A 25,859-nucleotide genomic window follows, 5' to 3' on the forward strand; every position below is an offset into this window, starting at 1 on the left:
CACGCGCGACAAGGGGAGGCAGCGTGCGGCGCTGGGAGTACGTCGACGGAGGCTCGGCCAAGTTCTGGGAGGCGGAGGCGGAGGGCACCTCGGTGACCGTCCGTTTCGGTCGTACCGGGACGACCGGCCAGACCCGGGTCAAGGAGTTCGGCTCCGCCGCCGACGCACAGTCGCACCTGGTCAAATCGATAGCGGAGAAGGAACGGAAGGGGTACGCGGAGATCGGCGCGACCGACAGCGCCGCCGCTCCGGCCGGAGCGGAGCCGGTCGCCGACGACGTGACCACCACCCCGGTCGCCCCCGTCGTGCCCGCGGACGAGGACACCTTCACCCTGCCGTCGGCGTGGAAGCGGAATCTGTTTCCGCGGCGCGGTGGGGTGGCCCGGACGGTGCCCGCTGTCGACGCCGGCGCGCAGCAGAAGGTGCGCGAGTGGCTCGCTCGCGATGCCGAGCGGGTCGAACTGGCCCTCGGCGCCGCCCAGAGCGACCCGGAGATGGTCGAGGCCGCCAGGGCCCAGCAGGGCGACAGTCAGAACCCGCTCGGCGCCGCGGTGCTCGCGATGCTCCTGACCCAGGAGCCCGGTTCCTTCACGGTCGTCGCGGACGCGTGGGTGGACGCCCACGGGCTGCCGTTCGCGGCCCGCGCTGCCGTCGAGTTGTTCGAAATGCGGCTCGCGTGGGGGTCGCACGGCCCCGGGCGTCACGTCATCGACGCCGTCGACGCCCGCCCCGACCCCGACACCCAGGGCTGGACCCGACACTTCACCCGACCTGCCCTGGAACGGGTCCGGGCCCTGCTGTCCGTGGCGGACGAGGAGACGTACCGGGCCACCGTCTCCGCCCTCGCCGACGGCCGACGGAGCATGCGCCGCCGCGTCACCACGAGCTTCATCGCCCCTTCGGAGCGGGAATGGGTGGAGGAGTGCTGCGCGGACCCCGCCCTGCGCACCCACCGCGAGCAGGGCGTTCGGGAAATGCTCCTGTGCTCCGTCGGGACGCCCGAGCAAGTCGCCCTGTTCGGGGACCGGGTGGACCTCGGCTGGCGGGGCTGGAAGGCGGATGTCATCGCCACGGTCGGCGAAGGCGTGGGCACGGCGATGGCCCCGCTGCTGGCCGGCGAGCTGAACCGGCAGTACATCGACACGGACGACACCAAGTCGATGGCGGGCACCCTCGCCGAGCTGCCTTCCGACGAGGCCTTCGGTTTCCTGGTCGAGCACCTCGACAACAAGCACGTACGGGCGTCCGTGATCACCGCGGCGCGCCGCTACCCGGCGCGGGCGCTGCGCATGCTGGCGCAGGCATCGCTCGGCACGGGCGCTCCGGCCACGGTGGCCGCTCAGCTGCTCCCCGGGCACGTGGCCGCCTACCGGGACCTCGCGTTCGAGATGCTGCCGAACCTCCCCGAGGAGATCGCCGCGGTCATCGATCCCCTCGTGCACCGGGCGGGGCGGGTGACGGAGGCCCCGGCTGACGCCTTGCCGCCGCTGCTGACCAGCCCGCCGTGGACGCGCAAGCGCAAGGTGGTCAAGCCGCGTGTGGTCACCGGGCTGGTGGCGCCGGCCGGGGCGAGCATCGCCTGGCGGACGGGCGAGCGGGAGACCTGGGCCGCCACGGAGTCGTGGGTCACCGGGTGGGAGCCGTACCACCCGATGGAGCACTACCTCGAGGGTCTGCGCACGGGTGTCCGGGTCGGGATGTGGGACACCCTGGGGGTGTTCACCAAGGGTCCCGCCGAGCTGGTGCGTCCGCTGCTCGCCGACTGGGCGGGCACCGAGTACAGCTACGAGGGGCTGAGCTCCTTCAAGCCCCTCGTGGCCCGCCACGAACTGGACGCGCTGCCCGTGGCCGTGAAAATGGCGACCCGCAACCCGACGATCCTGGCGCCGCTCCTCCTCCCGTTCCGCGATCCGGCTGTCGCCCGGCTGATGGCCGACTGGCTGATGCGGCTCAAGGTCGCGGGCGAGACGGCGCGTTCCTGGTTCGTCCGGCACGGTGCCGACGCGGCCCGGCTGCTCGTACCCGACGCGCTCGCCGCGCCCGGGCCCGAGCGGACCGCCGCCGAGCGGGCGCTTTCGGTGATCATCACGGCGCACGGCGCCGACCCGGTGCGCCAAGTGGTGGCGGAGTACGGGCCGGAGGCCTCCGAGGCCATGGAACCGCTGCTGGGCGCCGATCCGTTGGCGACCGCGCTGCCGGCCCGGATGCCCAAGGTGGCCGATTGGGCCTCGCCGCACGCACTGCCGCAGATCCTGTTGAAGTCCGGCGGGGCCCTGCCGGCTTCGGCGACCGGGCACGTGCTGACCATGCTGGCGATGTCCACGCCGAGTGGGGAGTTCCCCGGGCTGGAGCAGGTACGGGAGCTCTGCACGCCGGAGTCCCTGGCCGGCTTCGGGTGGGGCCTGTTCACGGAATGGCAGCTCGCCGGGATGCCTCCGAAGGAGGCGTGGGCGCTGCACGCGCTCGGCCGGATCGGTGACGACGGGACGGTACGCGCCCTCACCCCGGTGATCCGCGCCTGGCCGGGCGAGGGCGCGCACCACCGGGCGGTCGACGGTCTCGACGTCCTGGCGTCGATCGGCAGCGATGTCGCGCTGCTGCACCTCCACGGGATCGCGCAGCGCGTGAAGTTCAAGGCGCTGAAGCTCCGCGCTCAGGAGAAGATCTCCGAGGTCGCGGCCGAGCTGGGGCTCACCGGTGAGCAGCTGTCCGACCGCCTGGTGCCGGACCTCGGCCTCGACGCGGACGGCAGCACGATCGTCGACTACGGCACGCGCCGCTTCACCGTCGGCTTCGACGAGCAGCTCAAGCCGTACGTGCTGGACGAGGACGGCCGGCGCCTGAAGGACCTGCCGAGGCCCGGCACCCGGGACGAGGCGGAGCTCGCGACGGATGAGCGCAAGCGGTTCATGGCGCTGAAGAAGGACGTGCGGACGATCGCCTCGGACCAGATGCGGCGGCTGGAGGCCGCGATGGTGGAGGAGCGATCGTGGACGGGCGCCGAGTTCCGGCAGCTGTTCGTGGAGCACCCGCTGGTGTGGCACCTGGTACGGCGCCTGGTCTGGCTGGCCGAGGCGGAGGGCGGGGTGACCGCGTTCCGGGTGGCCGAGGACCGTACGTACGCGAATGTCGAGGACGAGGCGGTGAAGTTCACGGACGACGCGAGCATCACCCTCGCCCACCCGCTGCACCTGGAGGACGATCTGACGGCCTGGTCCGAACTGTTCGCGGACTACGAGATCGTGCAGCCGTTCCCGCAGCTGGGCCGGCCGGTGCAGGCCCCGACGGAGGAGGAGGCGGCGGGCTCGCGCCTGACGCGCTTCGAGGGCTTCACGGTGCCCGTCGGCAAGCTGCTCGGGCTGACGAAGCGCGGCTGGGAGCGCGGCGAGCCGCAGGACGCGGGCGTGGAGCGGTGGTTCTCCCGTCGACTGGGCCCCGAGCGCTATCTGGTGATCGAGCTCGGCGAGGGCATCGCGGTCGGGATGATCGGTGAGTTCCCGGACCAGAAGCTGGAGACGATCTGGCTCGACACACGGCCCGGCGACCACTGGATGTCCCGCAACTATCCGCTGAAGTTCGCCGACCTGCCCCCCGTCATCGTCTCCGAGGTGCTGGCCGACCTGACGGAGCTGACGTCATGACGAGTGCGACCACTTCCCCTTCCCCGGCCGCGGAGGAGTTGCAGCGGCCGCCCGCCGAGGTCCGCTACGCCGAGGAGCTCGCCGCCCTGCGGGCCTGCGACACCGATCACCGCCCGCCGGGTTGGCAGTTGAGCCTCCGGGCCGCCCGCCGCTTCATCGTCGGAGACGAGGAGGCGCGCATCGGCCGCAAGTTCGTCGGGGACACGGCCCTGGTCGAGCGCGCCCTGGTGGCGCTCGCGACCAACCGGGGCCTGATGCTGGTGGGTGAGCCGGGCACGGCCAAGTCGCTGCTGTCGGAACTGATCTCGGCGGCCGTCAGCGGCGATTCCACGCTGATCGTCCAGGGCGGCGCGGCGACGACCGAGGACCAGATCAAGTACTCCTGGAACTACGCCCTGCTCGTCTCCGAGGGCCCTTCGCAGCGCTCGCTGGTGCCGGCGCCCATGCTGAGCGGGATGCGCGAGGGTCGGCTCGTCCGGTTCGAGGAGATCACCCGCTGCCCGCTGGAGGTGCAGGACTCGCTGCTGTCGTTGCTGTCGGAGCGGGTGGTGGCCATTCCGGAGCTGGAGGGTCCGGACGGGATGGTCTTCGCCCGCCAGGGCTTCAACGTGATCGCGACGGCGAACACCCGGGACCGCGGGGTCAATGAGATGAGCGCCGCGCTCAAGCGGCGCTTCAACTACGAGACGGTGTTCCCCATCGCCGATCTGGACACCGAGATCGCCCTGGTCGAGGCCGAGGCGACGGCCCTGTTGCACCGCTCGGGCGTGGCCGCGGCGCCGGACCGGGACATCATGGAGGTGCTCGTCACCACCTTCCGCGAACTGCGCTCCGGCATCGGCGGCGACGGTACGGCCGGCGACCGGCTGTCCTCGGTCATGAGCACCGCCGAGGCCGTCTCGGTCGCCCACGCGGTGGGCGTGCGGGGCTGGTTCCTGCGCGGTGAGCCGGGCAACGCGGCGGACCTGGTGACCTGCCTGGCCGGCACGGCGGCCAAGGACAGTCCGGAGGACCTGGCCCGGCTGCGCCGCTACCTCGAACAGCGGGTGGCCAAGCGCGGCGGGGCGCAGTGGAAGGCCCTGCACTCCTCCCGCCACCTGCTGGCGGGCTGACGGTCCGATGAGTGCCACCTTCCTCGGCGTACGCCACCACTCCCCCGCGTGCGCCCGGCTGGTCGCCCGCACCATCGAGGAGCTGCGGCCCGCGCACGTGCTGATCGAGGGGCCTGCCGACCTCAACGGGCGCCTGGACGAACTCCTGTTGGGGCACGAGCTGCCCATCGCCGTGTTCAGCCACTACCGCGACGAAGAGCGGACGGCCACCTCCTGGGCACCGCTGTGCGACTACTCGCCGGAGTGGGTGGCACTCACGGCGGGCCGGGCCGCGGGGGCGGAGGTCCGCTTCATCGACCTGCCCGCCTGGCACCCGGCGTTCGCCGGGCGCACCAACCGGTACGCGGATGCCGAGGCGCGCTACGCCGGGGCGACGGCGCGGCTGTGCCGGCGGTTCCAAGTCGATTCGGTGGACGCCCTGTGGGACCGGATGTTCGAGTCCGAGCCGGAGCCCGAGCCTGAGCCCGGCTCCGGCTCCGGCTCCGGCTCCGGCTCCGGCTCCGGCTCCGGCTCCGGCTCCGGCTCCGGCTCCGAGGAGGGTGGGCTCGCGGCGCGGTTGGCGGCGTACTTCGACGTCGTGCGCGGCGACGCGGTCGCCGATGAGGGCGACCGGGCGCGCGAGCAGTACATGGCCTCCTGGGTCCGCGCCGCCGTGACCGCGGCCGGGGGACGTCCGGTCCTGGTCGTCACGGGCGGCTTCCACCGGCCCGCGCTGGTGGCACTGACCGGAGCCGCCGCGCCCGGCGACCCCGGTGGTGGCGGCTGGCCGGAGGTGCCGGAGCCGCCCGACGGGGCCGTGGGCGGGAGTTTCCTCGTTCCGTACTCCTTCCGGCAACTCGACGCCTTCGCCGGGTACCAGTCCGGCATGCCCTCGCCCGCCTACTACCAGCGTCTGTGGGAAGCCGGCCAACGCGCCGCCGGCGAGGGACTGGTACGGGCCGTCGCCGGCCGGCTGCGCGAGCGCGGCCATCCGGTCTCGACGGCCGGGCTGATCGCCGCGCACGGCACCGCGCTCGGCCTGGCCGCCCTGCGCGGGCACCGGGCGCCGACCCGCCTCGACCTGCTGGACGGACTGGCCGGGGCGCTGATCACCGACGCCCTCGACGAACCCCTGCCGTGGACCCGGCGCGGCACGCTCCGCCCCGGATCGCACCCTGTCGTCGTGGAGATGGTCGCCGCCTGCGGTGGCGACCGCGTCGGGCGGCTGCATCCCGAGACGCCGCTGCCGCCGCTGGTGCACGACGTCGAGGCCCGGCTGGCCGCATTGGGTCTCACACCGGGCGAAGGTCGCCCCGTCACCCTGCGCCTCACCGACCCCACGGAGCTGACGCGCAGCAGGGTACTGCACCGACTGCGGGTGTTGGAGATCCCCGGATTCACCCGGGTGACCGGCCCCGCGCACGGCACCGACCCGGTCTTCACCGAGCGCTGGGAGCCCCGTACGACGGCAGGCCGCGAGGCCGCTCTCATCGAGGCGGGCGGCTTCGGCGCGACGCTCGACGAGTCCGCGGCCGTGGCCCTCGACGACCGGATGCGCGCCGCGGGCAGTGAGCCCGCCGCGCTGGCCGGCGTCCTGTTCGACGCCGTGGTGTGCGGGGCCACGCGACTGTCCGCCCGGCTTGTCGCCGAGCTCGGCGACGGTCTCGGGCGGGCGACCGCGCTCGGTCCGCTGGGCGAGGCCCTGCACACGGCCCTCGGGCTGTGGCGGCACGACCGGGTCTACGACGTGGCCCGCGACCCGCTGCTCGCCGCCGCCGCCGACACGGCGGTCGGTCGCGTGCTGTGGCTGGCGGAGGGGGTTCAGGGCGCGGGCGGCCCCGATCAGGGCCGGCTGCGCGCGCTGGCCGCCGTACGGGACGCCGTGCTGCACGCCGAGGAGCTGCTGTCCGTGTCACGGGAGACGGTGGCCGGGGTGTGCCGCCGGATCAGCGCGGATCCCGCCGCCCCCGCCGACCTGCGCGGGGCTGCCTTCGGGCTGCGCCGCGTGCTGGGGGACACCGGCCTCGACGCGGCCGTCGCGATCCGGGCGGCGGCCGGCCCGGGGACGCTCGGCGACTGGCTGGCGGGCCTGTTCGCCCTCGCCCGTACGGAACTGACCGCGGGCGGCGGGGCCGAACCGCTGATCGACGTTCTCGACGAGCTGGTCGGCGCCATGCCGGAGGCGGACTTCCTGGCGGGCCTTCCCGCGCTGCGGCTCGCGTTCGCGTACTTCCCGCCCCGGGAGCGCGAGCGGATCGCCGCCCAACTGATCGAACGGCGCGGCCTGCGCGGCTCGGCCCGGTCGCTGCTGCGCGTGACCGCCGATCCGCTGCTGATCGCACGGGCCCGGACCCTGGAGGACCAAGTGGGGCGCACCCTCGACCGCTACGGCCTGGGCGGTGCGCCGTGACCGCCCCCGCTCCGGCGCCCGATCCCGGCCTGGAGCGGTGGCGGCTCATCCTGGGCGCCCCCGCCGAACGGTGCACCGGACCGCTCGGCACCACGGCCGCGGCCCGGGACGCCGCCCTGGACTGGCTCTACGGCCGCGATCCCGAACAGGCCCGGCGCGGAGTCCGCACCGATGCGCACACGCGTGAGGGCGGTGACGGTTCCTCGGTGGTCACCGCGGTCGACTGGCTGGACGACGTCCACCGCCTCTTCCCCAAGGAGACGATCGAACGGCTGGAGCGGGACGCCGTCGAGCTGTACGAGATCCACGAGATCGTCACCGACCCGGCCGTGCTGGAGCGCGTGGAGCCGAACCCGACGCTGCTGCGTGCCGTGCTGCGCACGAAGCACCTGATGAATCCAGAGGTGTTGCGGCTGGCCCGGCGGATCGTGGAGACGGTGGTGCGCCGGCTCCTGGAGCAGCTGAAGCCGGAGATCCGGCGCTCGTTCTCCGGGACGCGTTCGCGCCGCCCGAGTCTGCTGCCCTCGGCCCGCGACTTCGACTTCCGCGGCACCGTCCGCGCCAACCTGGCCCACTACCAGCCCGCCGAGCGGCGCATCCTGATCGAGCGGCCGCGCTTCCACTCGCGCACCCGCCCGCACCTGGAGCAGTGGCAGCTGATCCTGCTGGTGGACCAGTCCGGTTCCATGGTCGAGTCGGTCATCCACTCCGCGGTCACGGCCGCGAGCCTGTGGGGGCTGCCGGGCCTGAAGACGCATCTGGTCGCCTTCGACACCAGCGTGGTGGACCTGACGAGCGATGTCACCGACCCGGTCGAGCTCCTCATGCGCGTCCAGCTCGGCGGTGGCACCGACATCGCGCAGGCCGTCGACTACGGCGCCCGCCTGATCGACAACCCGCGACGTGCCATCGTCGCGCTGATCACCGACTTCTACGAGGGCGGCGATCCGTACCGGCTGGTGCGCGCCGTCCGCGCGCTGGCCGAGCAGGGCACGACCGTACTGGGCCTCGCCGCGCTCGACGAGGACGCGAACCCGGCGTACGACCGCGAGCTCGCCCAGCGGCTCGCCGACGCCGGCGCGCACGTCGGCGCGATGACGCCCGGGCAGCTCGCCGAGTTCGTGGCCGAGAGGCTGGGCCGATGAGCCGTACGGACCTCCTCGCCCTGGACTTCGACACCCTCGCGGCGCTCGCCAACCGCGGCCTGGTCAAACGCGCCGCGAAGGAACTCGACGCGGGCGCCGGGGCGGTGCCCTCCGTCGAGGCCGACGGCACGCTGGTCGGGGTGTTCCCGGACGGCACACGGGTGTCGCTGCCGCCGGGCGCGGGACTCGACCAGGGGACCTGCACCTGCGGGGCGCCCGGAATCTGCCGACACCGACTCGGCCTGGTCCTCGCCTGGCAACGCACGACGGCCGAAGGCCTCGGCTCCGGCGGCTCGGCTTCTAACCGCTCCGGCACCGACGGCTCCGGTCCCGACGGCCCGGTTCCCGACGGCTCTGGTCCCGACGGCTCTGGTCCCGACGGCCCGACTCCCGACGGCCCGACTCCCAGCAGCTCGACTCCCGGCGGCCCGACTCCCAGCAGCTCGACTCCCGGCGGCCCGACTCCCAGCAGCTCCGGTCCCGGCGGCCCGGTTCCCGGCGGCTCGAGTCACGGCAACCCCGGTCCCGGCGGCTCCGCTCGCGTGGACGCCGGATGGCGGCCCTGGTCGCCGGGCGACCTCGACGACGAGGCCCTGAGCATCGCCGTCGGGGCGCGCGCGGTGGCCACCGCCCGGCGCGCCCTCGCCCGCGGCTACACCGCCCGGCTGCACCACCCCACCGCCGAGGAGCCCGCCGCCCGGGCCGAACTGCCCACCTGCACGGTGCGGTTCCCGGTTCCCTCGGCCGAGGGCATCGGGCACGCGGTCACCGACGCCGCCACCGCCCGCCGCGGGGAGGTGATCGCGCTCGCCGTGTGGGCGTTCCGCGCCGCCACCGATGCCGATCCGGCCGCGCCGCCGGCCCAGGTCGACGTGGGCGGGAACGGCGGCTGGGCGCGGCCCGGCGCGTCGGAGCTGGGCGTGGCGGCCGCGCTCCTCGACGACCTGCTCCTGGACGGCGCCGCCCACGCGGGCCCGGTGTTGGCCACGGCCCTGCGCCGGGTGCGGGACGAGCTGTCCGGCTGGGCCCTGCACTGGCCCGCCGGGATCCTGACCGAGCTGATCGAGCAGCTCGACGACCATGCCGCGCGGGGTGCGGGCTACCGGGCCGAGCGGTACGCCGCGCTGATCACCGAGTTCCATGCCCGGCTGCGCGCGGCCGGCCGGGAGAGCGGGCTCGCCGCGTCCCAGGTCCTCGGCTCCGGGGAGCGTGGCGATACCGCGCTGCGCCGGGTCCGCCTCACCGCGCTCGGCTGCCGGATCAGCGGCGGGCCCGGCGAGCGGACCGCCGAGGTGTACCTCGGCCACGGCGGGGCCGGCACCGGGCTGGTGCTGCGCCGCCGGTGGGACCTGGCTCCGGGGCAGGAGCCGACCGGGCCCGAGCTGGCGGCGCGGCGGTTGGCGGGGGCCTCCCTGGGCGCGGTGGCCCGCGGCAATCTGGTGAGCGAGAGTGCCTCCCGTACGCCCGGCCTGTCCGTCACCATCGGCGGCGGCCGGCCGGCCTCGACGAGCGTGACACCGGTCGGTTCGGCGTGGGCCGAGCTGCCCGAGCCGCTGCTGGTACGGGATTTCGCCGCGCACGCCAGGACGCTGGACCGGCTGCCGCCGTACCTGGTCCGACCGCGGACGGAGGCCGGCTCCGTCCACGTGGTCGAGGTCCACGAGGTCGGGGAGGTCGGCTACGACCCCGCCGAGCAGCGCCTGGAGGCGACGGTGCGCGACGCCCGGGGGGCCGTGGGGACGGTGTCCGCGACGCACAATCCGTACAGCCCCGGTGCGCTGGACGTCCTCGCCGAGTGCCTGCGCGGCGATCGGGGCGAGGTGCGCCACCTGAGCGCCTTGGTCCGCGTGACGGGCGACGGGCTCCGCTTCGACCCGATCGCCGTCCTGACGGCCGAGGGCGTGACCGTCCCCGACCTGGCCGCCCCCGCCGTCGCCTCCCGGCTCGCCGCGAACCTGGTCCCGCGCCCGCGCGACCCGCTGACCGAGTCGTTGGAGAGCGCCCTGTCCGTGTTGGCCTCGGCAGCGGGCCTGGGCCTGCGCGGCCTCGGTGAACCGGCCCGCGACCGGATCGAGGATTCCGCGGCCGCCCTGTCCCGTACCGGCCTGTCGACCGCGGCCGGTCTCGTACGGGCCTTCCTCGCCGCACTGCGCGAGGAAGGCCCGGGCGGGGCGGCGCGGCCGTGGGTGGACGCGCAGATCCATCTGCTGTGCGCGCTGGAACTGCATGCCCGGGCCGCATGATCGCCCGTATATTGGCGCCCGGTTCGCGATCTTGAAGCAGGGCAAGCGGTGACGGACAGAGGAGTGGCGGATGAGCAGGGGCGTTTTGGTCACCGGGGCCTCCCGCGGTATCGGGCGAGCCGTCGCCGCCGCGTTCGCCCGGCAGGGCGACCGGGTCGCGGTGCACTGTTCCGCCCGGCAAGCCGACGCGGAGGAGACCCTCGCCTCCCTCCCGGGCGACGGACACGTGCTGGTCAGCGGGGACATCGGCGATCCGGCGCGGGTCGAGGCCCTGGTCGGCGAGGCCGACGAGGCGCTGGGCGGGGTGGACGTCCTGGTGAACAACGCCGCGGTGATGATCGCGCACCCGCTGCCCACCACCTCGTACGCGGACTGGCAGGAGGCGTGGCAGCGCACCGCGGCGGTGAACCTGTTCGGCGCCGCGAACCTCAGCTACTGCGCGGCGCGCCGCATGATCGACGCCGGCCGGGCGGGCCGCATCGTGAACGTCGGCTCGCGCGGCGCCTTCCGGGGCGAGCCCGACCACCCGGCGTACGGCGCCACGAAGGCGGCCCTGCACGCCCTCGGGCAGTCCCTGGCCGTCTCCCTCGCGCCGCACGGCATCGCGGTCGCCTCGGTGGCCCCGGGTTTCGTGGCCACCGAACGGGTCTCGGGCAGGCTGAGCGGGGCCGAGGGCGAACAGATCCGCGCGCAGAGCCGCTTCGGGCGGGTCGCGACCCCGGAGGAGATCGCCTCGGCCGTGCTCTACCTGGCCTCCCCCGAGGCCGTCTGGAGCTCGGGCACGGTCCTCGACGTCAACGGCGCCTCGTACCTGCGCACATGAGCCCGACCCTGCACGGTCCTGGGCGTGCTCCTCGCTAACCCCGGTACGTCTCCAGCAGGCGCAGCCAGATCTCGCTGATCGTCGGGAACGCCGGGACCGCGTGCCACAGCCGGGCGATCGGGACCTCGCCCGCCACCGCGATCGTGGCCGCGTGCAGCAGCTCGGCGGCGCCCGGGCCGACGAAGGTGGCCCCGAGGAGGACCTCGCGGTCGAGGTCCACGATCATCCGGGCCCGGCCGCGGTAGCCGTCGGCGTACAGGCCGGCGCCGGAGACCTTGGACAGGTCGTAGTCGACGGCGCGCACCCGGTGGCCGGCCCGTTCGGCCTCGGCGAGGGTGAGGCCGACGGCCGCGGCCTCCGGGTCGGTGAAGACCGCCTGCGGGAGGGCCCGGGTGTCGGCGGTGGCCGTGTGCGCCCCCCACGGGTCGGTGTCCAGCGGGGTGCCGGCCGCCCGGGCGGCGATGGCAGCGCCGGTGATCCGGGCCTGGTACTTGCCCTGGTGGGTGAGGAGCGCGCGGTGGTTGACGTCACCGACCGCGTACAGCCAGTCGTGTCCGGGCACCCGACAGGTGTCGTCGACGGCGATCCACTCCCCGGCGGGCAGGCCGACGGTGTCCAGCCCGATGTCCTCGGTCCGCGGCGTCCGACCGGTCGCCATCAGGAGTTCATCGCCCTCAAGGGTCTCGCCGCCCTCCAGCACCACCGTGACGGGGCCGGTGGACCCGTCCCGTACGACCGCCTCGACGGCCACTCCGGTACGGACCTCCGCGCCGGCCTCGCGCAGCGCCTCGGCCACCAGCTCGCCGGCGAAGGGCTCCATGCGCGGCAGCAGCCGTGGACCCCGTACGAGCACGGTGACCTGCGATCCGAGGGACTGCCAGGCGGTGGCCATCTCGGCGGCCACCACCGAGCCGCCCACGATCAGCAGGCGCCGGGGCGCCTCCCGCGCGGAGGTCGCCTCGCGACTGGTCCAGGGGCGGGCCCCGACGATGCCGGGCAGGTCGGGGATCACGGCCCGGGTGCCGGTGGCGACGACCACCGCGTGCCGGGCCGACAACACGTGGTGCTCGCCCTCGGGGCTGGTCACGGCGACCTTGCGGACCCCGTAGAGCCTGCCGTGGCCCCGGTAGACGTGGGCCCCGATGGAGTCGAGCCAGTCGACCTGGCCCGCGTCCTTCCAGTCGCCCGTCCAATAGTCGCGGTGCGCGAACACCGCCTCCGTGTCGAGCGGCCACTCGACGGAGCCCGCCAGACCCGGTACCCGGCTCGCGTCCGCCCGGGCCAGCACCGGGCGCAGCAGTGCCTTGCTGGGCACGCAGGCCCAGTACGAGCACTCCCCGCCGATGAGCTCGCTCTCCACCAGGGCCGTGGTCAGCCCCGCGGCACGGGTCCGGTCGGCGATGTTCTCGCCGGCCGGTCCCCCACCGAGCACCACGACGTCGTACTCCACCGGTTCGGTCATACGGACCAGTGTCGCCGCCGAGCGGCGGCCGCGGCGGTCAATCAGGCTTCCGGCGTGCCGCGTTCCTCACCGGCGGAGCCGCCGCCGTCGCCCTGTTGCGAGGCAGCGATCTTCGCGCGCACCTCGTCCATGTCGAGCGCGCGGGCCTGGCCGATGAGGTCCGTCAGCGCCGCCTCCGGCAGCGCGCCGGGCTGGGCGAAGATGGCCACCTGGTCCCGGACGATCATCAGCGTCGGGATCGAGGTGATCTCGAAGGCACCCGCCAGCTCCTGCTGCGCCTCGGTGTCCACCTTGGCGAAGACCAGGTCGGGGTGGGCCTCGGAGGCCTTCTCGTAGACCGGGGCGAACTGCAGGCACGGCCGGCACCAGCCCGCCCAGAAGTCGATCAGCACGAACGGGTTCTCGCTGATCGTCTGGTCGAAGTTTTCCTTGGTGAGCTCGACTGTAGCCACGGTGTCCGGACCTTCCTGTTGAATCGTCTGCCCAGTGAACGAACAACCGGCCCCAGGCATTCCGCCCGGGCACGGCCAGGGGCCTGCCGTCGAGCGGGAACCTATCGCCCCGTCCGCCCGTCATCCCCACGGGGATTGCCACAGACTGGACACCCCTTCCGCTCTTCACCACCGAGGTCCGAGGAGATCCATGGTCGACACCGTCAACTCATTGGCCGCCCGTGTTCACGAACTGCTGGTGACGGCTCTGACCCATGGTGCCGCCGTGCTGGTGCCGGGGCGACAGGGCGTCGACGTCGACGCGGGCTTCCACGACGTCGTCGCGCGCGCCACGGCGCTCGGCCCCGACGGTACGTGGCTCGTCGCCGCGGCCCACGCGGGCCTCGGCGGCATGGCCATCGCACGCGGACGGGCGGACCAGGGCATCTTCCATCTCGACGCCGCGGTGGCAGCCGGCTTCAACGACTGCGTGGCGCTCCACAGCGGCCCCATACGTCCGCTGCACCATGATCCCCGCTTCCGAGGCCTGTATCAGCGGATGCGCATCACCCAGGCCGACCTCGACGAGTTCTTCTGGCTGCACCAGGAAATGCAGATCATGTCGAGGGAGGCCCAGCAGGCGAGCGTCGACAACATCGGCCGCCTCGACACCGGGGTGTCGCTGCTCCCGCAGGCCCCCTTGCCGACCCGCGAACCGAACACCCTTGGCGTCCTGATCACCCGCGTCGATCTCGCCTCGATCCAGACCGCACTCCGACAGACCGCCGTGAAAGCGGAGTTCCAGCGCAGCTCCGGCAATACCAGCCTCAGTCTCATCGATGACTCGTGGGACTATCCGCGCGCCAGGCTTGACGCCTGGCACGCCGACGAGCTGGACTCCCGGCGCCTGCGGGCCGCCGAGGCCCGGGCCTTCGTCGAACGCCCTGGCGCCGGCACCACGCTCATCCCCTGCCCGCCGCTGGGCTCGATCACCTACCCGGCCTGAGGACCGGACCGGCGCGGTGGCCGGTGCAGCGCCACCGCGCGGTCGCCACGAGGTGCGACAGCCACCGTGCTGGTCACGTCCATCAACGAATGGCTGTGACCGGCACGGACGAACTCCCTAGAACGGGTGACCGGCCGGCGTGGTGCGGGCCGTGGTCCAGCGCAGTTCCGTGAAGGCGTCCAGATTGGCCTCGCCGCCGAAGCGCGCACCGGTTCCGGAGACGCCCACGCCGCCGAAGGGGGCGACCGCCTCGTCGTTGACCGTCTGGTCGTTGACGTGCGCGATCCCGGTCGGGATCCGCTCCGCCAGGTCCAGCCCGCGGGCCGCGTCCCGGGTCACGATGCCGAGGGAGAGCCCGTACGGGCCCGCCGAGGCAAGTGCCACGGCCTCGTCCTCCGTCACGAAGGACCGCACGGGCGCGACCGGGCCGAAGACCTCCTCGGCGTAGGCGGGGGTGTCGTCGCCGACGCCCGCCAGCACGGTCGGCCGGTAGAAGAGGTCCGTGAACGTGCCGCCGGCGACGAGCTTCGCCCCGTACTCGGTGCTCGATTCCACGAGGGCGTGTACGCGCTCCACTTGTGCGCGGTCGATCAGCGGGCCCAGGTGGACCCGATCGCGGTACGGGTCCCCCACGGCCAGCGCCTCGGCGCGCGCGGCGAGCCGCTCCACGTACTCGTCGTAGAGGGAGGCGTGCACGAGGTGGCGCCCGGCCGTCATGCAGATCTGGCCCTGGTGGAAGAACGAGCCCCAGGAGGCCTGGGCGACGGCGGCCTCGACGTCCGCGTCGCGCAGGACGACGAGGGCGGAGTTCCCGCCCAACTCCAGGTGCGCGCGCTTGAGGTGACGCCCGGCCAGTTCTCCGACCGTTCGGCCGGCGGCGGTGGATCCCGTGAAGGAGACCACCCTGACCCGCGGGTCGGCGACCACCGCGGCGCCCGTCTCGGCTCCGCCGGGCAGGACGTGCAGCAGCCCGGCCGGGAGTCCGGCGGCGGCGAACACGGCCGCGAGGGCGAGACCGCCGCACACGGCGGTACGCCGGTCCGGCTTGAGCAGCACCGCGTTGCCGAGCGCCAGCGCCGGCGCGACCGAGCGGATCGCCAGGATCAGCGGGGCGTTGAACGGGGCCACGACCCCGACCACCCCGGCCGGAACCCGACGGGTGAAGGAGAGCCGGGGCGCCTCGCTGGGCAGCACCTGCCCGGTCGGGCGCGAGGCGAGCGCGGCGGCCTCGTAGCACTCCTGCGCGGCGACGTGCAGCTCGAAGTCGGCCTTGCCCGGTATCGACCCGGACTCCCGGACCAGCCATTCGCGGAGCTCGTCGGCGTGGGCCGCGAACAGGTCCCCGGCGCGCCGCAGCACGGCCGCCCGCTCCGGATGGGTGGCCCGCGCCCAGTCGCGCTGGGCAGCCTGCGCTCGTACGGCGGCCTCCGCGACGTCGGCGGGAGCGGCGAGGTCGAGGGTGGCGAGGGTACGCCCGGTGGCGGGTTCGACGACCGGGGCGGCGCCGCCGGTGAGAGTGGGTCCGTCCTGCCAGAGCGTCGGTTCGAGGAGCGGCATGGCGCGGGGCCTCCGGTGGGGATGGGCGGGTGCAGGGGGCGGCAGCACGCGCCATCGTGCCAGACCGGAGGCTCCACATCTGTTCAGTTATTGGGCAGTTGACATTTCACGGTGACCGGAAATGATCGCAAGCCAAGGGCGACGGGAGGGCTCAGCGGCCTACTGCTGTGGCTCAGCGCTCCAGGACGAGAGCGATGCCCTGCCCGACGCCGATGCACAGCGCCGCCATGCCGGTACCGGAGCCGGCCGCCGCCAGCTGGTGCGCGATCGACCCGGCCAGCCGGGCACCCGAGGCGCCGAGCGGGTGGCCGATGGCGATGGCTCCGCCGCGCGGGTTGACCACGGCCGGGTCCAGCTCGGGCCAGGCCGCCAGACAGCCCAACGCCTGTGCGGCGAAGGCCTCGTTGAGCTCGAACGCGGCGAGGTCCGCGAAGCCGCGTCCGGCCTTGTCCAGGGCGCGCTGGACGGCCTCCACCGGACCCAGGCCGAAGAGTTGGGGTTCGATGCCGGTGACGGCGGAGGCGCTGATCCGGGCGAGCGGCTCTCGGCCGGTGGCCGCGAGCCCCGCCTCGTCGGTCAACAGCAGTGCGGCGGCTCCGTCGTTGAGCGGGGAGGAGTTGGCGGCGGTGACCGTGCCGGTGCCGTCGGCACGGAAGGCGGGCTTCAGCCGGGCCAGCGCCTCGGGCGTGGAACCCTCCCGGATGCACTCGTCGCGCAGCAGGTCCACGCCCGCGTACGGGACGACCTCGGCCTCGTACTGCCCCGCGGCCCACGCGGCCGCGGCCTTGCGGTGGCTCTCCAGCGCGAAGGCGTCCTGCGCCTCGCGCGTGATGCCGTGCTTCTCCGCGATGAGTTCGGCGCCCTCGCCGAGCGAACCGGTCCACTCTTCGGGCATGCGCGGGTTGGTCATCCGCCAGCCGAGGGTGGTGGACCACATCTGCTGGTGCCCGGCGGGGAAGGCCCGTTCGGGCTTCTGCACCACCCAGGGGGCGCGGCTCATCGACTCGACGCCACCCGCGATGGCGACGGAGGCGTCGCCGACGGCGATGGCGCGGGCGGCCTGGACGACCGCCTCCAGGCCCGATCCGCAGAGCCTGTTGACGGTGACCCCGGGGACGCTCACGGGGAGCCCCGCGAGCAGCACCGCCATCCGGGCCACGTCGCGGTTGTCCTCGCCCGCGCCGTTCGCGTCACCGAAGACGACGTCGTCGATCCGGGCCGGGTCGAGCTCGGGCGTACGGTCCACCAGCGCGCGGACCACGTGCGCGGCCAGGTCGTCCGGGCGGACCCCGGCGAGGGCCCCGCCGAACTTGCCGATCGGGGTGCGGACGGCGTCGACGACGTACACGTCGCGGACGGTGCGGATGCTCATGGGGTCTCTCCTGGGCGGATCCGTACGGCCGACACCGCCTCGGCGCCGGTGTGGGCACCGGAACACAGCGCCGGCTGCACCCGGTGGGGCGCGCCCGAAGTCTCCGTCCGCACGTCACCCCCTGTCAACGGCCACCCGATCCGCAATCCAGCCCCGCCCCCGCGGGGCCCGGCCTCCCGTCCGGGGCGGGACGATCCAGCCCCGCAGGCGTTTGAGGCGCGGGGTCTGGGGCGGAGCCCCGGGAATCCGGCCCGCACCGGCACCCGCACCCGCACCCGCACCGGCACCGGCACCGGCACCCACACCGGCACCCGGGACAAGCCCCCGCCAGGGACCGGCGTCAGGTCGACTCGCGGCCGACGGCCACCGCGGCCATCAGGTCGTGCCGCTCGGTGACCTCCGAGGACGGCTCCCGCACGGCCCGGTCCACCAGCGACGCCAGATGCCCACCGGTCGGCATCTCGATCCGCACGGTGCTCAGCCGCGGCCGCAGCAGCCGCCCGAGGAGCAGGTCGTCGGCCCCGATGACGGCCACGTCCTCCGGCACGCGCAGCCCCTCGTCCTGCAAGGCCCGCATCAGCAGCATCGCGTACTCGTCGTTGTACGCGAACACGGCGTCCAGCCCGAGCCCCCGCCACCGCGCGGCCAGCGCACCCGCCGACTCCTCGGTGTAGGCCATCGGAAGGGCCTCCACCACCTCCGCGCCCGCGACCGAACAGGCACCCGCCAGCCGGGGCCCGGAGAACAGCTCGAGCCCCGCTTCATCCGGAACGATCACCCCGATCCGCCGCCGGCCCCGCTCGACCAGATGGGCCGCGGCCCGGGCCCCGACGTCCTCCTGGTTCATGACGAGCGCGTGCGCCCCCGGCACCCGGTCGGGCCCCATGGTGATGACCGCGCGCGCCCCGGCCCGCTTGAGGGTGGCCACGCCGTGGGCGGTGAGCGCGATCTCACCGAGCGAGATCACCGCCACCGGACGCAGCTCCGCCCACGCGCGGGCGGCCTCGTCACCACCGAGGCCCAGGCTCCCGTACTGGACCACGGTGTAGTCGAGGCGACGCAGCGCCCACTGGAGTTCGTTGAGGAAGGCACTGTAGAGCGGCCCGATCGGCGCGTTCGGGGTGGGCAGCAGCACGATCCGGGTGCGCCCCGCCCGCAGGCTGCGCGCGGCCGCGTGCGGGACGTAGCCCAGCTCCTCGGCGGCCTCCCTGACCTTGCGGCGGGTCGGCTCGCTGATGCGTACGGCCTCCGCGTTGTTCAGGACGTACGAGACCGTCGCCCGCGACACCCCGGCGAGGCGGGCCACGTCGGCGCTGGTCGGTACGGGGGGCGGCGGCGAATTCGGCGACTTCGATGACTCAGACATTGCCGTGGCATCTTTCCAGACCTGGTGCGCCCAAGGGCTAGCGGATGGCCGGAAACGAATGGTACACAGTGGTTACACGAGTCATTGACACGTGTAACCATGGCGTCGCATCCACCTGACAGTGATGTCTCGCCGTGTCACCGCGCCGCCGCCCTGTCGCGTTCCTTCGCACCCCGCCGTCGCGACAGGGCGGCGCGCGCCCCTCACCCGCACGCTTCCGCACCCTCACCCGCCCAGGAGGGCACCGTGGCCCTTTCCTCCCACGGCGCCGGCGCCGCCGCCGATGCCACCGACACGACGCCCCGGTCAGGCCGCCCCGGACGCGGACTGCTCCCCCTGCTGCTCGTCGGCAACACCGCCATGTATTCCCTCTACGTCGGTGTCGCCGGCGTACTGCTCGCGCTCCAGGTCGAGCACATCGATCCGGCGAACAAGGTCTCGAACTTCGGCCTGATCGCAGGGGTCTCGGCGATCTTCGCCACGGTCTTCAATCCGGTCGCCGGCGCCCTCTCCGACCGCAGCGGACGGCGCAACCCCTGGGTCCTCGGCGGCGGACTCGCCGCGATTCCGGCGATGTTCCTGCTCGGCCTCGCCAACACGATCCTGCTGATCACGATCACCTGGTGCCTCGGCCAGGCCGTCATGAACGTCTACCAGGCCGCCATCACCTCCGTGGTCCCCGACCGCGTGCCCATGTCCGCCCGCGGCAAGGCCTCGGCGGCCGTCGGCCTCGGCCTGCCCTTCGGCTCCACCATCGGCGCGCTGCTCGGCGCGGCCTTCTCGGAGGACTACCGCACCGGTTACCTCATCTTCGGCGCGCTCGTCGCGGGCGCCGCGGTCCTCTTCACCGCCTGCACCCGCGAGGAGCGGCTGCCGGCCCGCGCCCCGATGCCCGTCAAGGCACAACTGGCCGCCTTCACCGGCGCGTTGAAGGACCACGACTTCCGGTGGGCCTTCATCGGGCGGGCACTGCTCGTCCTCGGGTACTTCGCGGTCACCGGCTACCAGCTGTACATCCTCCAGGACCACACCGTGCTGCCGGACGGGATGAAGCCGGAGGCGGCGGTGGCCGTGATGATGCCGCTGACCAGCGTGGCGATGGTCGTCTCCACGGTCCTCGGCGGCTACCTCTCCGACAGGTTCGACCGCCGCAAGCTCTTCGTCGGCGCCTCCGCCCTCCTGTCGGCCGTCGCACTCGTCATCCCCGCCGTGTCGACCAGCTGGACCGCGATGCTGGCCTTCGCCGTCGTCAACGGGCTGGCGTTCGGCTGCTACATGGCCGTGGACACCGCGCTCGTGACGATGGTGCTCCCCAAGGCCGAGGACGCGGCCCGCGACATGGGCGTGCTCAACATCGCCAACGCCGGCCCGCAGATCGTCGCGCCCTTCGTCGCCTCGGTGGTCGTCTCGCTCAGCGGCGGGTACACCGCGCTGTTCGTCGTCGCCGCCGTACTGGCGGTGGCGGGCGCCCTTGCGGTGAAGCCGATCCGCAGCGTGCGCTGACGCAGCACCGATCTCGACCGACCTCGACCGATCTCGACTGATCTCGCGAACCCAACCCTCCAGCGCAACGCGTAGAGAAAGGCACCACCGTGCAGCTGCACACCCACACCTGGGGCGAGGGCGACCGCATCGCCCTCCTGATCCACGGCATCATGGCCGACCACCGGACCTGGCGCCGGGTGGGACCGGCCCTCGCCGACCTCGGCTACCGCGTCATCGCGGTCGACCTGCGGGGTCACGGGGCCAGTGGGCGCGGCGAGTACGCCCCGGAGCTCTACGCGAACGACCTGGTCGACTCCCTTCCGGCGGGCGCGGAGCTCGCCATCGGCCACTCCCTGGGCGGCCTGACCCTGTCGCTGGCCGTGGACCGGCTGAGGCCCCGGCGGGCGGTCTTCTCGGATCCGGCGTGGCACCTGGCCAGCCCCGGGGAGGGCTTCGGTCCGGAGCTGTTCGCACGGTTCAAGGCGGCGGACAAGGAGCTGATCCAGAGCATGAACCCGCGCTGGGAGGAGGCGGACGTGGACGTCGAGCTGGCGACGCTGGCGGTCTGGGACGAGGCCACCGCACTGAGCCTCAGCCCGCTGCTCGGCGCCGACTTGATGCCGGCCGGGCCCGCGGTCCCCTCGCTCGTGCAGCTCGCCGATCCGAGTTTCCTGATCTCGGAGGAACGGGCGGCGATGCTCAAGAGCCGTGGCTTCGAGGTGCGTTCGGTCTCCGGGGCCGGACACACCATCCACCGCGACGACTTCGACGGGTTCATGGCCTCGCTGGAGGGCTGGATCTGATCCGGCTGCCGGCACACCGCCCGGCATAGCGTCCTCAAGCCCGCCGCCCAGCCGGTCGGGCTCCTGTGGGTCCGCCGCGCGGCCCCGCCCCACGGCCCTGCCCCACCGCCCTGCCCCACCGCCCTGCCCCACGGCCGCAGGAACCCGACCGGCGTGCGGCACATGCCTCACCCGTCCACACTGGACGGGTGAGGCGTATCCGTACCGTTTCGCTGTGCATCGCCGGCCTGATGGGCTCAGCCCTTCCGACCGGCATCACCGTCGCCCCGGCCTCGGCCTCGACCTCGACCTCGGAAGTGGCAGCGGCAGCCCCGGGGACCTGCGTGAACTCGCCGGGCCCCGCCGAGGGCGACGCCCGCAAGGTCCTCACCATCGCCCAGCAGGCCCAGCGGGAGTTCGGCCTGAACTCGGTGATCCTGCGGGTCTCCTCCGGCGATCGGGAAGTCCTCACCACGGCGCTCGGGGAGTCGATGACGGGCGTACCGGCCGAGCCGTCCATGCACTTCCGTACGGGCTCCGTGGCCATCGTCTACATGGGCGCCGTGCTGCTCCAGCTCGTCGAGCAGGGCAAGGCCTCGCTCGACGACCCGGTGTCCCGCTGGCTGCCGGACGTGCCGCACGGCTCGGAGATCACCCTGCGGATGCTCGGCAGCTCCACGTCCGGCCTGCACGACTACGTGACGGACCCCGCATTCGTCGCCGAGCTCGAAGCCGCACCGTTCCGGCATTGGACACCGGCCGAGGTCATCGGGATCGCGACCGCCAAGCCGTTGCTCTACAAGCCGGGAACCAACTGGAGCTACTCTCACGCCAACTTCGCGATACTCGGCGCCGCGCTGGAGAAGATCAGCGGCCTCCGGCTGGACCGGCTGCTCACGGAGCGCGTGATGAAGCCGCTCGGCCTGAGCGAGTCCAGCAACCAGTTCACGCCGCAGATCCCGGAGCCCGTCCTGCACGCCTTCACCTCCGAGCGGGCCGACTACGAGGAGTCCACGTTCTGGAACCCATCGTGGACCACCGCTCCCGGTGCGGTGCTGGTGCAGAACATCTGCGATCTCGACCGGTCCGCGCGTGCGATCGGGACCGGGGAGCTGCTGTCCGAGAAGTCCTTCAAGACGCAACTCGATCCGGGCACGATCGGCCTGGGCCACGCGACGTCCACCTGCCCTGCCAGCATCTGCCAGTTGACCAATACGAAGGCCCGGCACTTCGGTCTGGGCGTGATCATCGACGACGACTGGATCCTGACGAACCCGTCGTTCTCGGGCTACGCGGCTATACAGGCCTACCTGCCGGCGGACAAGCTCGCGATCTCCGTCACCGTGACCCAGGGCCCCAAGAGTCCCGCGGGCAACTCGGCCCAAACCATCGCCGAACGCATCTCCGCGGCCCTGACCCCCGAACATCCCCTCAAGATGCGCTGACGCGCGCGACCACTCCCCCTTACTGTCTCCCTACCGAGCGGTAACGGGGAACCGGGGAGGGGTCGTCGCAGTGACATCAACAGCATCCGGGGTACCCGGGGGACCCGGAACATCCGGAACATTCCGAGCATCCGGCCTGGTCGAAATGGCCGCCGGACTCGCCGAAGGCACGCTGTCCTCACGCCAATTGACGGAGGAGTCGCTGCGCCGGATCGCCGCCGCGCAGCCGACGCTCAACGCCTTCCGGATCGTACGCGCCGAGGCCGCGCTCGCCGAGGCGGACGCCGCCGACCGACGGCTGGCGGCGGGTGAGCGGCTGCCGCTCCTGGGCGTACCGCTCGCCGTCAAGGACGACATGGACGTGGCCGGGGAGTCGACCGCCTTCGGCTGCGCGGGCTCCTTCACCCCGAAGACCGCCGACAGCGAGGCGGTACGAAGGCTACGCGCGGCCGGAGCGGTGATCGTCGGCAAGACCCACACGGCGGAGCTGGGGCAATGGCCGTTCACCGAGAGCGAGGCCTTCGGCGACACCCGCAATCCGTGGAACCCGGACTACACGCCGGGCGGCTCCTCGGGCGGCTCTGCGGCCGCCGTGGCGGCGGGGCTGGTCCCGGCGGCCCTCGGGTCGGACGGAGCGGGTTCGGTACGGATCCCCGCGGCCTGGACCCACCTGATCGGCGTGAAACCGCAGCGCGGACGCATATCCACCTGGCCGGAGCCCGAGTCCTTCCACGGGCTCACGGTCAACGGTGTGCTCGCCCGCACCGTGGCCGACGCGGCCCTCCTGCTGGACGCCGCGAGCGGCCCACACCCCGACGACCTGCACCGCCCGGCCCGCATCTCGGCCGTCGATGCCATCCGCCGCACGCCCCGCCGGCTGCGGATCGCCCTCTCCTTCGCGATGCCCTTCACGGCGACGCCCAAGTCCCTGGACCCGCAGGTCCGTTCGTCGGTGGAGCGGCTGGCCGGGGTATTGGAGTCGCTGGGCCACGAGGTGGTTCCGGAGGACCCCCGATACGGCCCGATCGGGCTGACCTTCGTACCCCGCGCGACCAGCGGCGTCCGGGACTGGGTGTCCCGCGTCCCGGACCCCGAACTACTGGACCCCCGCACGCACGAGACCGCCCGCACGGGCCGCCTCCTGGGCGGCCTGCCTCTGCGGGTCTCGCGGCGGGCGGAGGCGGGGCTCCGGTGGCGGGTGGGAGAGGTGTTCGGCCGCTTCGACGTGGTCCTCACCCCGACGACGGCCACACCCCCGCTCCCCATCGGCGCCCTGGCGGGACTCGGTTCACTGGCCACGGACCGCGCGATGATCGCGGCCTGCCCGTACGCCTGGACCTGGAACGTCCTCGGCTGGCCGGGAGTGAACGTCCCGGCGGGCTTCACCTCGTCCGGACTACCCCTGGGGGCCCAACTGCTGGGACCTGCGGACTCGGAGCCACTGCTGCTGGGGCTGGCGGCGCAGCTGGAGGCGGAGGAGGGCTGGAGCGAAAGCCGGCCGGGGGCTTCGGTGGCGGGGTCCTGACTGGGCGGAATCAGAGAAGCCTTGGGGGTTTCCCGTCAGTCTCATCGTCCTTCCGTGTCGGGCCGGCCTGTCAAGGGCGCTCCTTCGTCGCGTCGCTTCGCGATGTCGCTGCGCTCCACCCTTGACAGGCCGTCCCGCCACGGAAAAACGAAGACTGCCGGGAAACCCCCAAAAGAACGGGCCGGGTCAGAAGCAAATGGACGGGGCGGTCGCGATGGACGGCCGGTTTCCCGGCAGCAGGCCCCGGCCCGGGCCCTTCCAGACCGCCCTCAGGATCGGGGGCGGCCCAACCACCCCCAAACAGCGACCAAATGACGCCGGCGGGAGGTCAGACGGGCATCTCGCGTCAAATCGCTACGCGCTCCTCCCCAACGGCGTCCGACGACCGTCTGGGGCTGGACATACTGAGGATTTTGTCGTGGTGTCGTCATGTGAGGCCTGTGGCGGTGAGGCATCCATTGATGGCTGCGGTGTGGTGCTGGAGGCGTCTCAGGCCGGTTCGGAGGGCGTGGACGAGGTCCTCGGGGGTGGCGAAGACGTGGTTCGCGTGGTGGGTGCGCCTGAGTGCTGACCAAATACCTTCGACGGGGTTGAGGTCGGGTGTGTAGGCGGGCAGGTGATAAACGGTGAGCCATTCGGTCGCGGCGATGAAGTCGCGCATGTCTTTGGTGCGGTGCGTATTGAGATTGTCCCAGACGAGGACGATGGGTGCTTTGAGGCTGCCGTGGGCGGCGACGATCATCCGCCGGAAGTCCTTCGAGTCGTAGCTGCGGCGTTGGCCCTTCACCGGACGCCGGTTGTGGACGTGCAGCTTGTAGATCAGACGTGAGCGCTCACCCGGTTTGTAGCAGCACATTCCCGCGAGCGTCACACGGCATCGGGTCCAGCCGCGCATACGGACGGTCGGGGTGCGTGCGCGACGGGCCCAAGTGGCGCGGGATGGCGGCGTCATCGAGAAGCCGGCTTCGTCCTCGAAGACGACCCAGGCCCCGAGCGCCGCCGCAGTCATTCCACGTGCGGCCACACGTCACTCACCCAGCCGGCCACCGCGGTTTCGTCTCTTTCCAGTGCGCGTCTGGCCGGGACCTGCCTGCTCCAGCCACCGCGGCGCATGGTCTGGTAGACCGCCGCGATGCTCAGGCTCTTGTGGAGTCGGCGACCGATGACGCTCTGGATCCTGGCCAGGGTCCAGGTCTGGTCCGGCCATCCATGAGCAACCGGCCCTTCGTCCAGCTCGAATTCCAGCGTCCTGAACTGGCTCGGGCTGATCTTCGGCCGGCACATCGGCCCTTTCGAGCGGAGAGCGACGGGGCCGTTCTCGCACCAGGCTTTCCGCCATCTCTGGACCGAGCGCTCGGTGACCCGTAATCGCTTTGCGATCACGGCATTGGGCACGCCCCGGCCGAACAGGACGACAGCGTCCAGCCGGACGCTCTCCCGGAAGGCCTGACGTTCCGACGTCAGACCCCCTCCCTGCGGATACCTCATACAACCGGCATACCGCGACGATCAAGAACTGTCAGCCCCCGACACAGCGCCAAAATCCTCAGTAAGCCGCCCACAATCGCTACAAGCGTCCCCAAGCGGGCGACTGCGAGCTGTTTTTGGCTGTTCGCGACGCTGTGTTCCCTCTTGCCGTAGTGAGAGGTTGAGATCACCGACATATGGGTCCGTCAGGACGCTGAGGGCGCCGAGGGCGCTGAAATGGACCCGCAGACGCCCACGAACAGTCCCAACTGACCGTCGTCGGCGGTCTATGTCCAGGCCGTGCCGGGCTGGACGACGCCAGACGACGCTAGCTGCGTGGCGATCCGTCGCGGCCTATGCCCAGCCCCAGACGGGTGGCGGACGCCGTCGGCGAGGAGCGCGTAGCGATCCGTGGCGGCTTATGACCAGCCCCGGACGGTCGTCGGACGCCGTTGGCGAGGAGCGCGTAGCGATTTGACGCGCCCACCCTCCCCCCGAGGGGCTTGTGGTCGGTGTTTGGGGGAGGTTGGCCGCCTGCCCGGCTCGGGAAGCGACGTGGGAGGGCCCGGGCTCGGGGCTGCCCCCTGCCGCAGCGCTGGCCGGACATC

General features: G+C 72.9%; 18 protein-coding genes. 11 read left to right on the forward strand and 7 right to left on the reverse strand.

All coding sequences use genetic code 11. The features are described 5' to 3' along the window. Positions 1–23 precede the first annotated feature (23 nt). From ACFV9H_RS03190 to ACFV9H_RS03215, 6 genes are all read left to right on the forward strand, one after another. Complete coding sequence (locus ACFV9H_RS03190) at positions 24–3,641, forward strand: WGR and DUF4132 domain-containing protein (RefSeq protein WP_385392535.1); 3,618 nt, start codon at positions 24–26, stop codon at positions 3,639–3,641. Then, the gene (locus ACFV9H_RS03195) at positions 3,638–4,753 is read left to right on the forward strand and encodes an AAA family ATPase (protein WP_385392538.1); all 1,116 of its coding nucleotides are present in this window, start codon (positions 3,638–3,640) and stop codon (positions 4,751–4,753) included. The genes ACFV9H_RS03190 and ACFV9H_RS03195 overlap by 4 nt, the downstream gene beginning before the upstream one ends. Before the next feature lie 7 nt (positions 4,754–4,760). Beyond that, a complete protein-coding gene (locus tag ACFV9H_RS03200) occupies positions 4,761–7,142 on the forward strand; it encodes a DUF5682 family protein (RefSeq protein WP_385392540.1) in 2,382 nt (793 codons plus the stop codon). Further along, positions 7,139–8,287 carry a VWA domain-containing protein gene (locus tag ACFV9H_RS03205; protein ID WP_385392543.1) on the forward strand — a complete coding sequence of 383 codons (1,149 nt, stop codon included), beginning with the start codon at positions 7,139–7,141 and terminating at the stop codon, positions 8,285–8,287. Before ACFV9H_RS03200 ends, ACFV9H_RS03205 begins: the two co-directional genes overlap by 4 nt. Beyond that, complete coding sequence (locus ACFV9H_RS03210) at positions 8,284–10,530, forward strand: hypothetical protein (protein WP_385392545.1); 2,247 nt, start codon at positions 8,284–8,286, stop codon at positions 10,528–10,530. Before ACFV9H_RS03205 ends, ACFV9H_RS03210 begins: the two co-directional genes overlap by 4 nt. Positions 10,531–10,600: 70 nt before the next feature. Then, a complete protein-coding gene (locus tag ACFV9H_RS03215) occupies positions 10,601–11,353 on the forward strand; it encodes an SDR family NAD(P)-dependent oxidoreductase (RefSeq protein ID WP_385392548.1) in 753 nt (250 codons plus the stop codon). Between the two features lie 34 nt (positions 11,354–11,387). Here the strand turns inward: ACFV9H_RS03215 and ACFV9H_RS03220 are convergent, their stop codons facing one another. Then, positions 11,388–12,815, reverse strand: coding sequence for a dihydrolipoyl dehydrogenase family protein (locus ACFV9H_RS03220; RefSeq protein WP_385392551.1), 1,428 nt, complete (start codon positions 12,813–12,815; stop codon positions 11,388–11,390). A 41-nt stretch (positions 12,816–12,856) separates the two neighbouring features. Further along, positions 12,857–13,267 carry a thioredoxin family protein gene (locus tag ACFV9H_RS03225; protein WP_385392555.1) on the reverse strand — a complete coding sequence of 137 codons (411 nt, stop codon included), beginning with the start codon at positions 13,265–13,267 and terminating at the stop codon, positions 12,857–12,859. Positions 13,268–13,457: 190 nt separating this feature from the next. Here ACFV9H_RS03225 and ACFV9H_RS03230 point away from each other — a divergent pair, with 190 nt between their 5' ends. Next, positions 13,458–14,252 (forward strand): hypothetical protein, encoded by a 795-nt coding sequence (locus ACFV9H_RS03230; RefSeq protein WP_385392558.1) that lies wholly within the window; start codon positions 13,458–13,460, stop codon positions 14,250–14,252. A gap of 117 nt (positions 14,253–14,369) precedes the next feature. Here ACFV9H_RS03230 and ACFV9H_RS03235 read toward each other — a convergent pair whose 3' ends face one another. From ACFV9H_RS03235 to ACFV9H_RS03245, 3 genes are all read right to left on the reverse strand, one after another. After that, positions 14,370–15,809 (reverse strand): aldehyde dehydrogenase family protein, encoded by a 1,440-nt coding sequence (locus ACFV9H_RS03235; RefSeq protein ID WP_385392561.1) that lies wholly within the window; start codon positions 15,807–15,809, stop codon positions 14,370–14,372. 172 nt (positions 15,810–15,981) lie between these two features. Next, on the reverse strand, positions 15,982–17,181 hold the full coding sequence (locus ACFV9H_RS03240) for a thiolase family protein (protein ID WP_385392563.1): 1,200 nt from the start codon (positions 17,179–17,181) through the stop codon (positions 15,982–15,984). Positions 17,182–17,521: 340 nt separating this feature from the next. Beyond that, a complete protein-coding gene (locus tag ACFV9H_RS03245) occupies positions 17,522–18,547 on the reverse strand; it encodes a LacI family DNA-binding transcriptional regulator (RefSeq protein ID WP_385392565.1) in 1,026 nt (341 codons plus the stop codon). 246 nt (positions 18,548–18,793) lie between these two features. Here ACFV9H_RS03245 and ACFV9H_RS03250 point away from each other — a divergent pair, with 246 nt between their 5' ends. From ACFV9H_RS03250 to ACFV9H_RS03265, 4 genes are all read left to right on the forward strand, one after another. Beyond that, positions 18,794–20,050 carry an MFS transporter gene (locus ACFV9H_RS03250; protein WP_385392567.1) on the forward strand — a complete coding sequence of 419 codons (1,257 nt, stop codon included), beginning with the start codon at positions 18,794–18,796 and terminating at the stop codon, positions 20,048–20,050. Between the two features lie 89 nt (positions 20,051–20,139). Further along, positions 20,140–20,835, forward strand: coding sequence for an alpha/beta fold hydrolase (locus ACFV9H_RS03255; RefSeq protein ID WP_385392570.1), 696 nt, complete (start codon positions 20,140–20,142; stop codon positions 20,833–20,835). Positions 20,836–21,023: 188 nt separating this feature from the next. Continuing rightward, entirely contained in the window at positions 21,024–22,259 is a 1,236-nt protein-coding gene (locus ACFV9H_RS03260; protein WP_385392572.1) for a serine hydrolase domain-containing protein, read from the forward strand. Between the two features lie 145 nt (positions 22,260–22,404). Then, a complete protein-coding gene (locus ACFV9H_RS03265) occupies positions 22,405–23,784 on the forward strand; it encodes an amidase (protein ID WP_385392575.1) in 1,380 nt (459 codons plus the stop codon). Positions 23,785–24,211: 427 nt separating this feature from the next. Here ACFV9H_RS03265 and ACFV9H_RS03270 read toward each other — a convergent pair whose 3' ends face one another. Together ACFV9H_RS03270 and ACFV9H_RS03275 are read right to left on the reverse strand one after the other, a co-directional pair. Then, positions 24,212–24,808, reverse strand: a complete 597-nt coding sequence (locus ACFV9H_RS03270; protein WP_385392577.1) for a transposase — start codon at positions 24,806–24,808, stop codon at positions 24,212–24,214. Then, complete coding sequence (locus tag ACFV9H_RS03275; RefSeq protein WP_385392580.1) at positions 24,790–25,272, reverse strand: winged helix-turn-helix domain-containing protein; 483 nt, start codon at positions 25,270–25,272, stop codon at positions 24,790–24,792. The genes ACFV9H_RS03270 and ACFV9H_RS03275 overlap by 19 nt, the downstream gene beginning before the upstream one ends. Positions 25,273–25,859: the final 587 nt, after the last annotated feature.

This window comes from Streptomyces sp. NPDC059874, from assembly GCF_042731135.1.
In the GTDB taxonomy this organism is placed as follows: Bacteria; Actinomycetota; Actinomycetes; order Streptomycetales; family Streptomycetaceae; genus Streptomyces.

Coding starts and splice junctions, on each gene's coding strand:
- ACFV9H_RS03195 (WP_385392538.1), top strand. CDS start 3,638: ATGACGAGTGCGACCACTTCCCCTTCCCCGGCCGCGGAGGAGTTGCAG.
- ACFV9H_RS03200 (WP_385392540.1), top strand. CDS start 4,761: ATGAGTGCCACCTTCCTCGGCGTACGCCACCACTCCCCCGCGTGCGCC.
- ACFV9H_RS03210 (WP_385392545.1), top strand. CDS start 8,284: ATGAGCCGTACGGACCTCCTCGCCCTGGACTTCGACACCCTCGCGGCG.
- ACFV9H_RS03215 (WP_385392548.1), top strand. CDS start 10,601: ATGAGCAGGGGCGTTTTGGTCACCGGGGCCTCCCGCGGTATCGGGCGA.
- ACFV9H_RS03220 (WP_385392551.1), bottom strand. CDS start 12,815: ATGACCGAACCGGTGGAGTACGACGTCGTGGTGCTCGGTGGGGGACCG.
- ACFV9H_RS03230 (WP_385392558.1), top strand. CDS start 13,458: ATGGTCGACACCGTCAACTCATTGGCCGCCCGTGTTCACGAACTGCTG.
- ACFV9H_RS03235 (WP_385392561.1), bottom strand. CDS start 15,809: ATGCCGCTCCTCGAACCGACGCTCTGGCAGGACGGACCCACTCTCACC.
- ACFV9H_RS03240 (WP_385392563.1), bottom strand. CDS start 17,181: ATGAGCATCCGCACCGTCCGCGACGTGTACGTCGTCGACGCCGTCCGC.
- ACFV9H_RS03245 (WP_385392565.1), bottom strand. CDS start 18,547: ATGTCTGAGTCATCGAAGTCGCCGAATTCGCCGCCGCCCCCCGTACCG.
- ACFV9H_RS03265 (WP_385392575.1), top strand. CDS start 22,405: ATGGCCGCCGGACTCGCCGAAGGCACGCTGTCCTCACGCCAATTGACG.
- ACFV9H_RS03275 (WP_385392580.1), bottom strand. CDS start 25,272: ATGAGGTATCCGCAGGGAGGGGGTCTGACGTCGGAACGTCAGGCCTTC.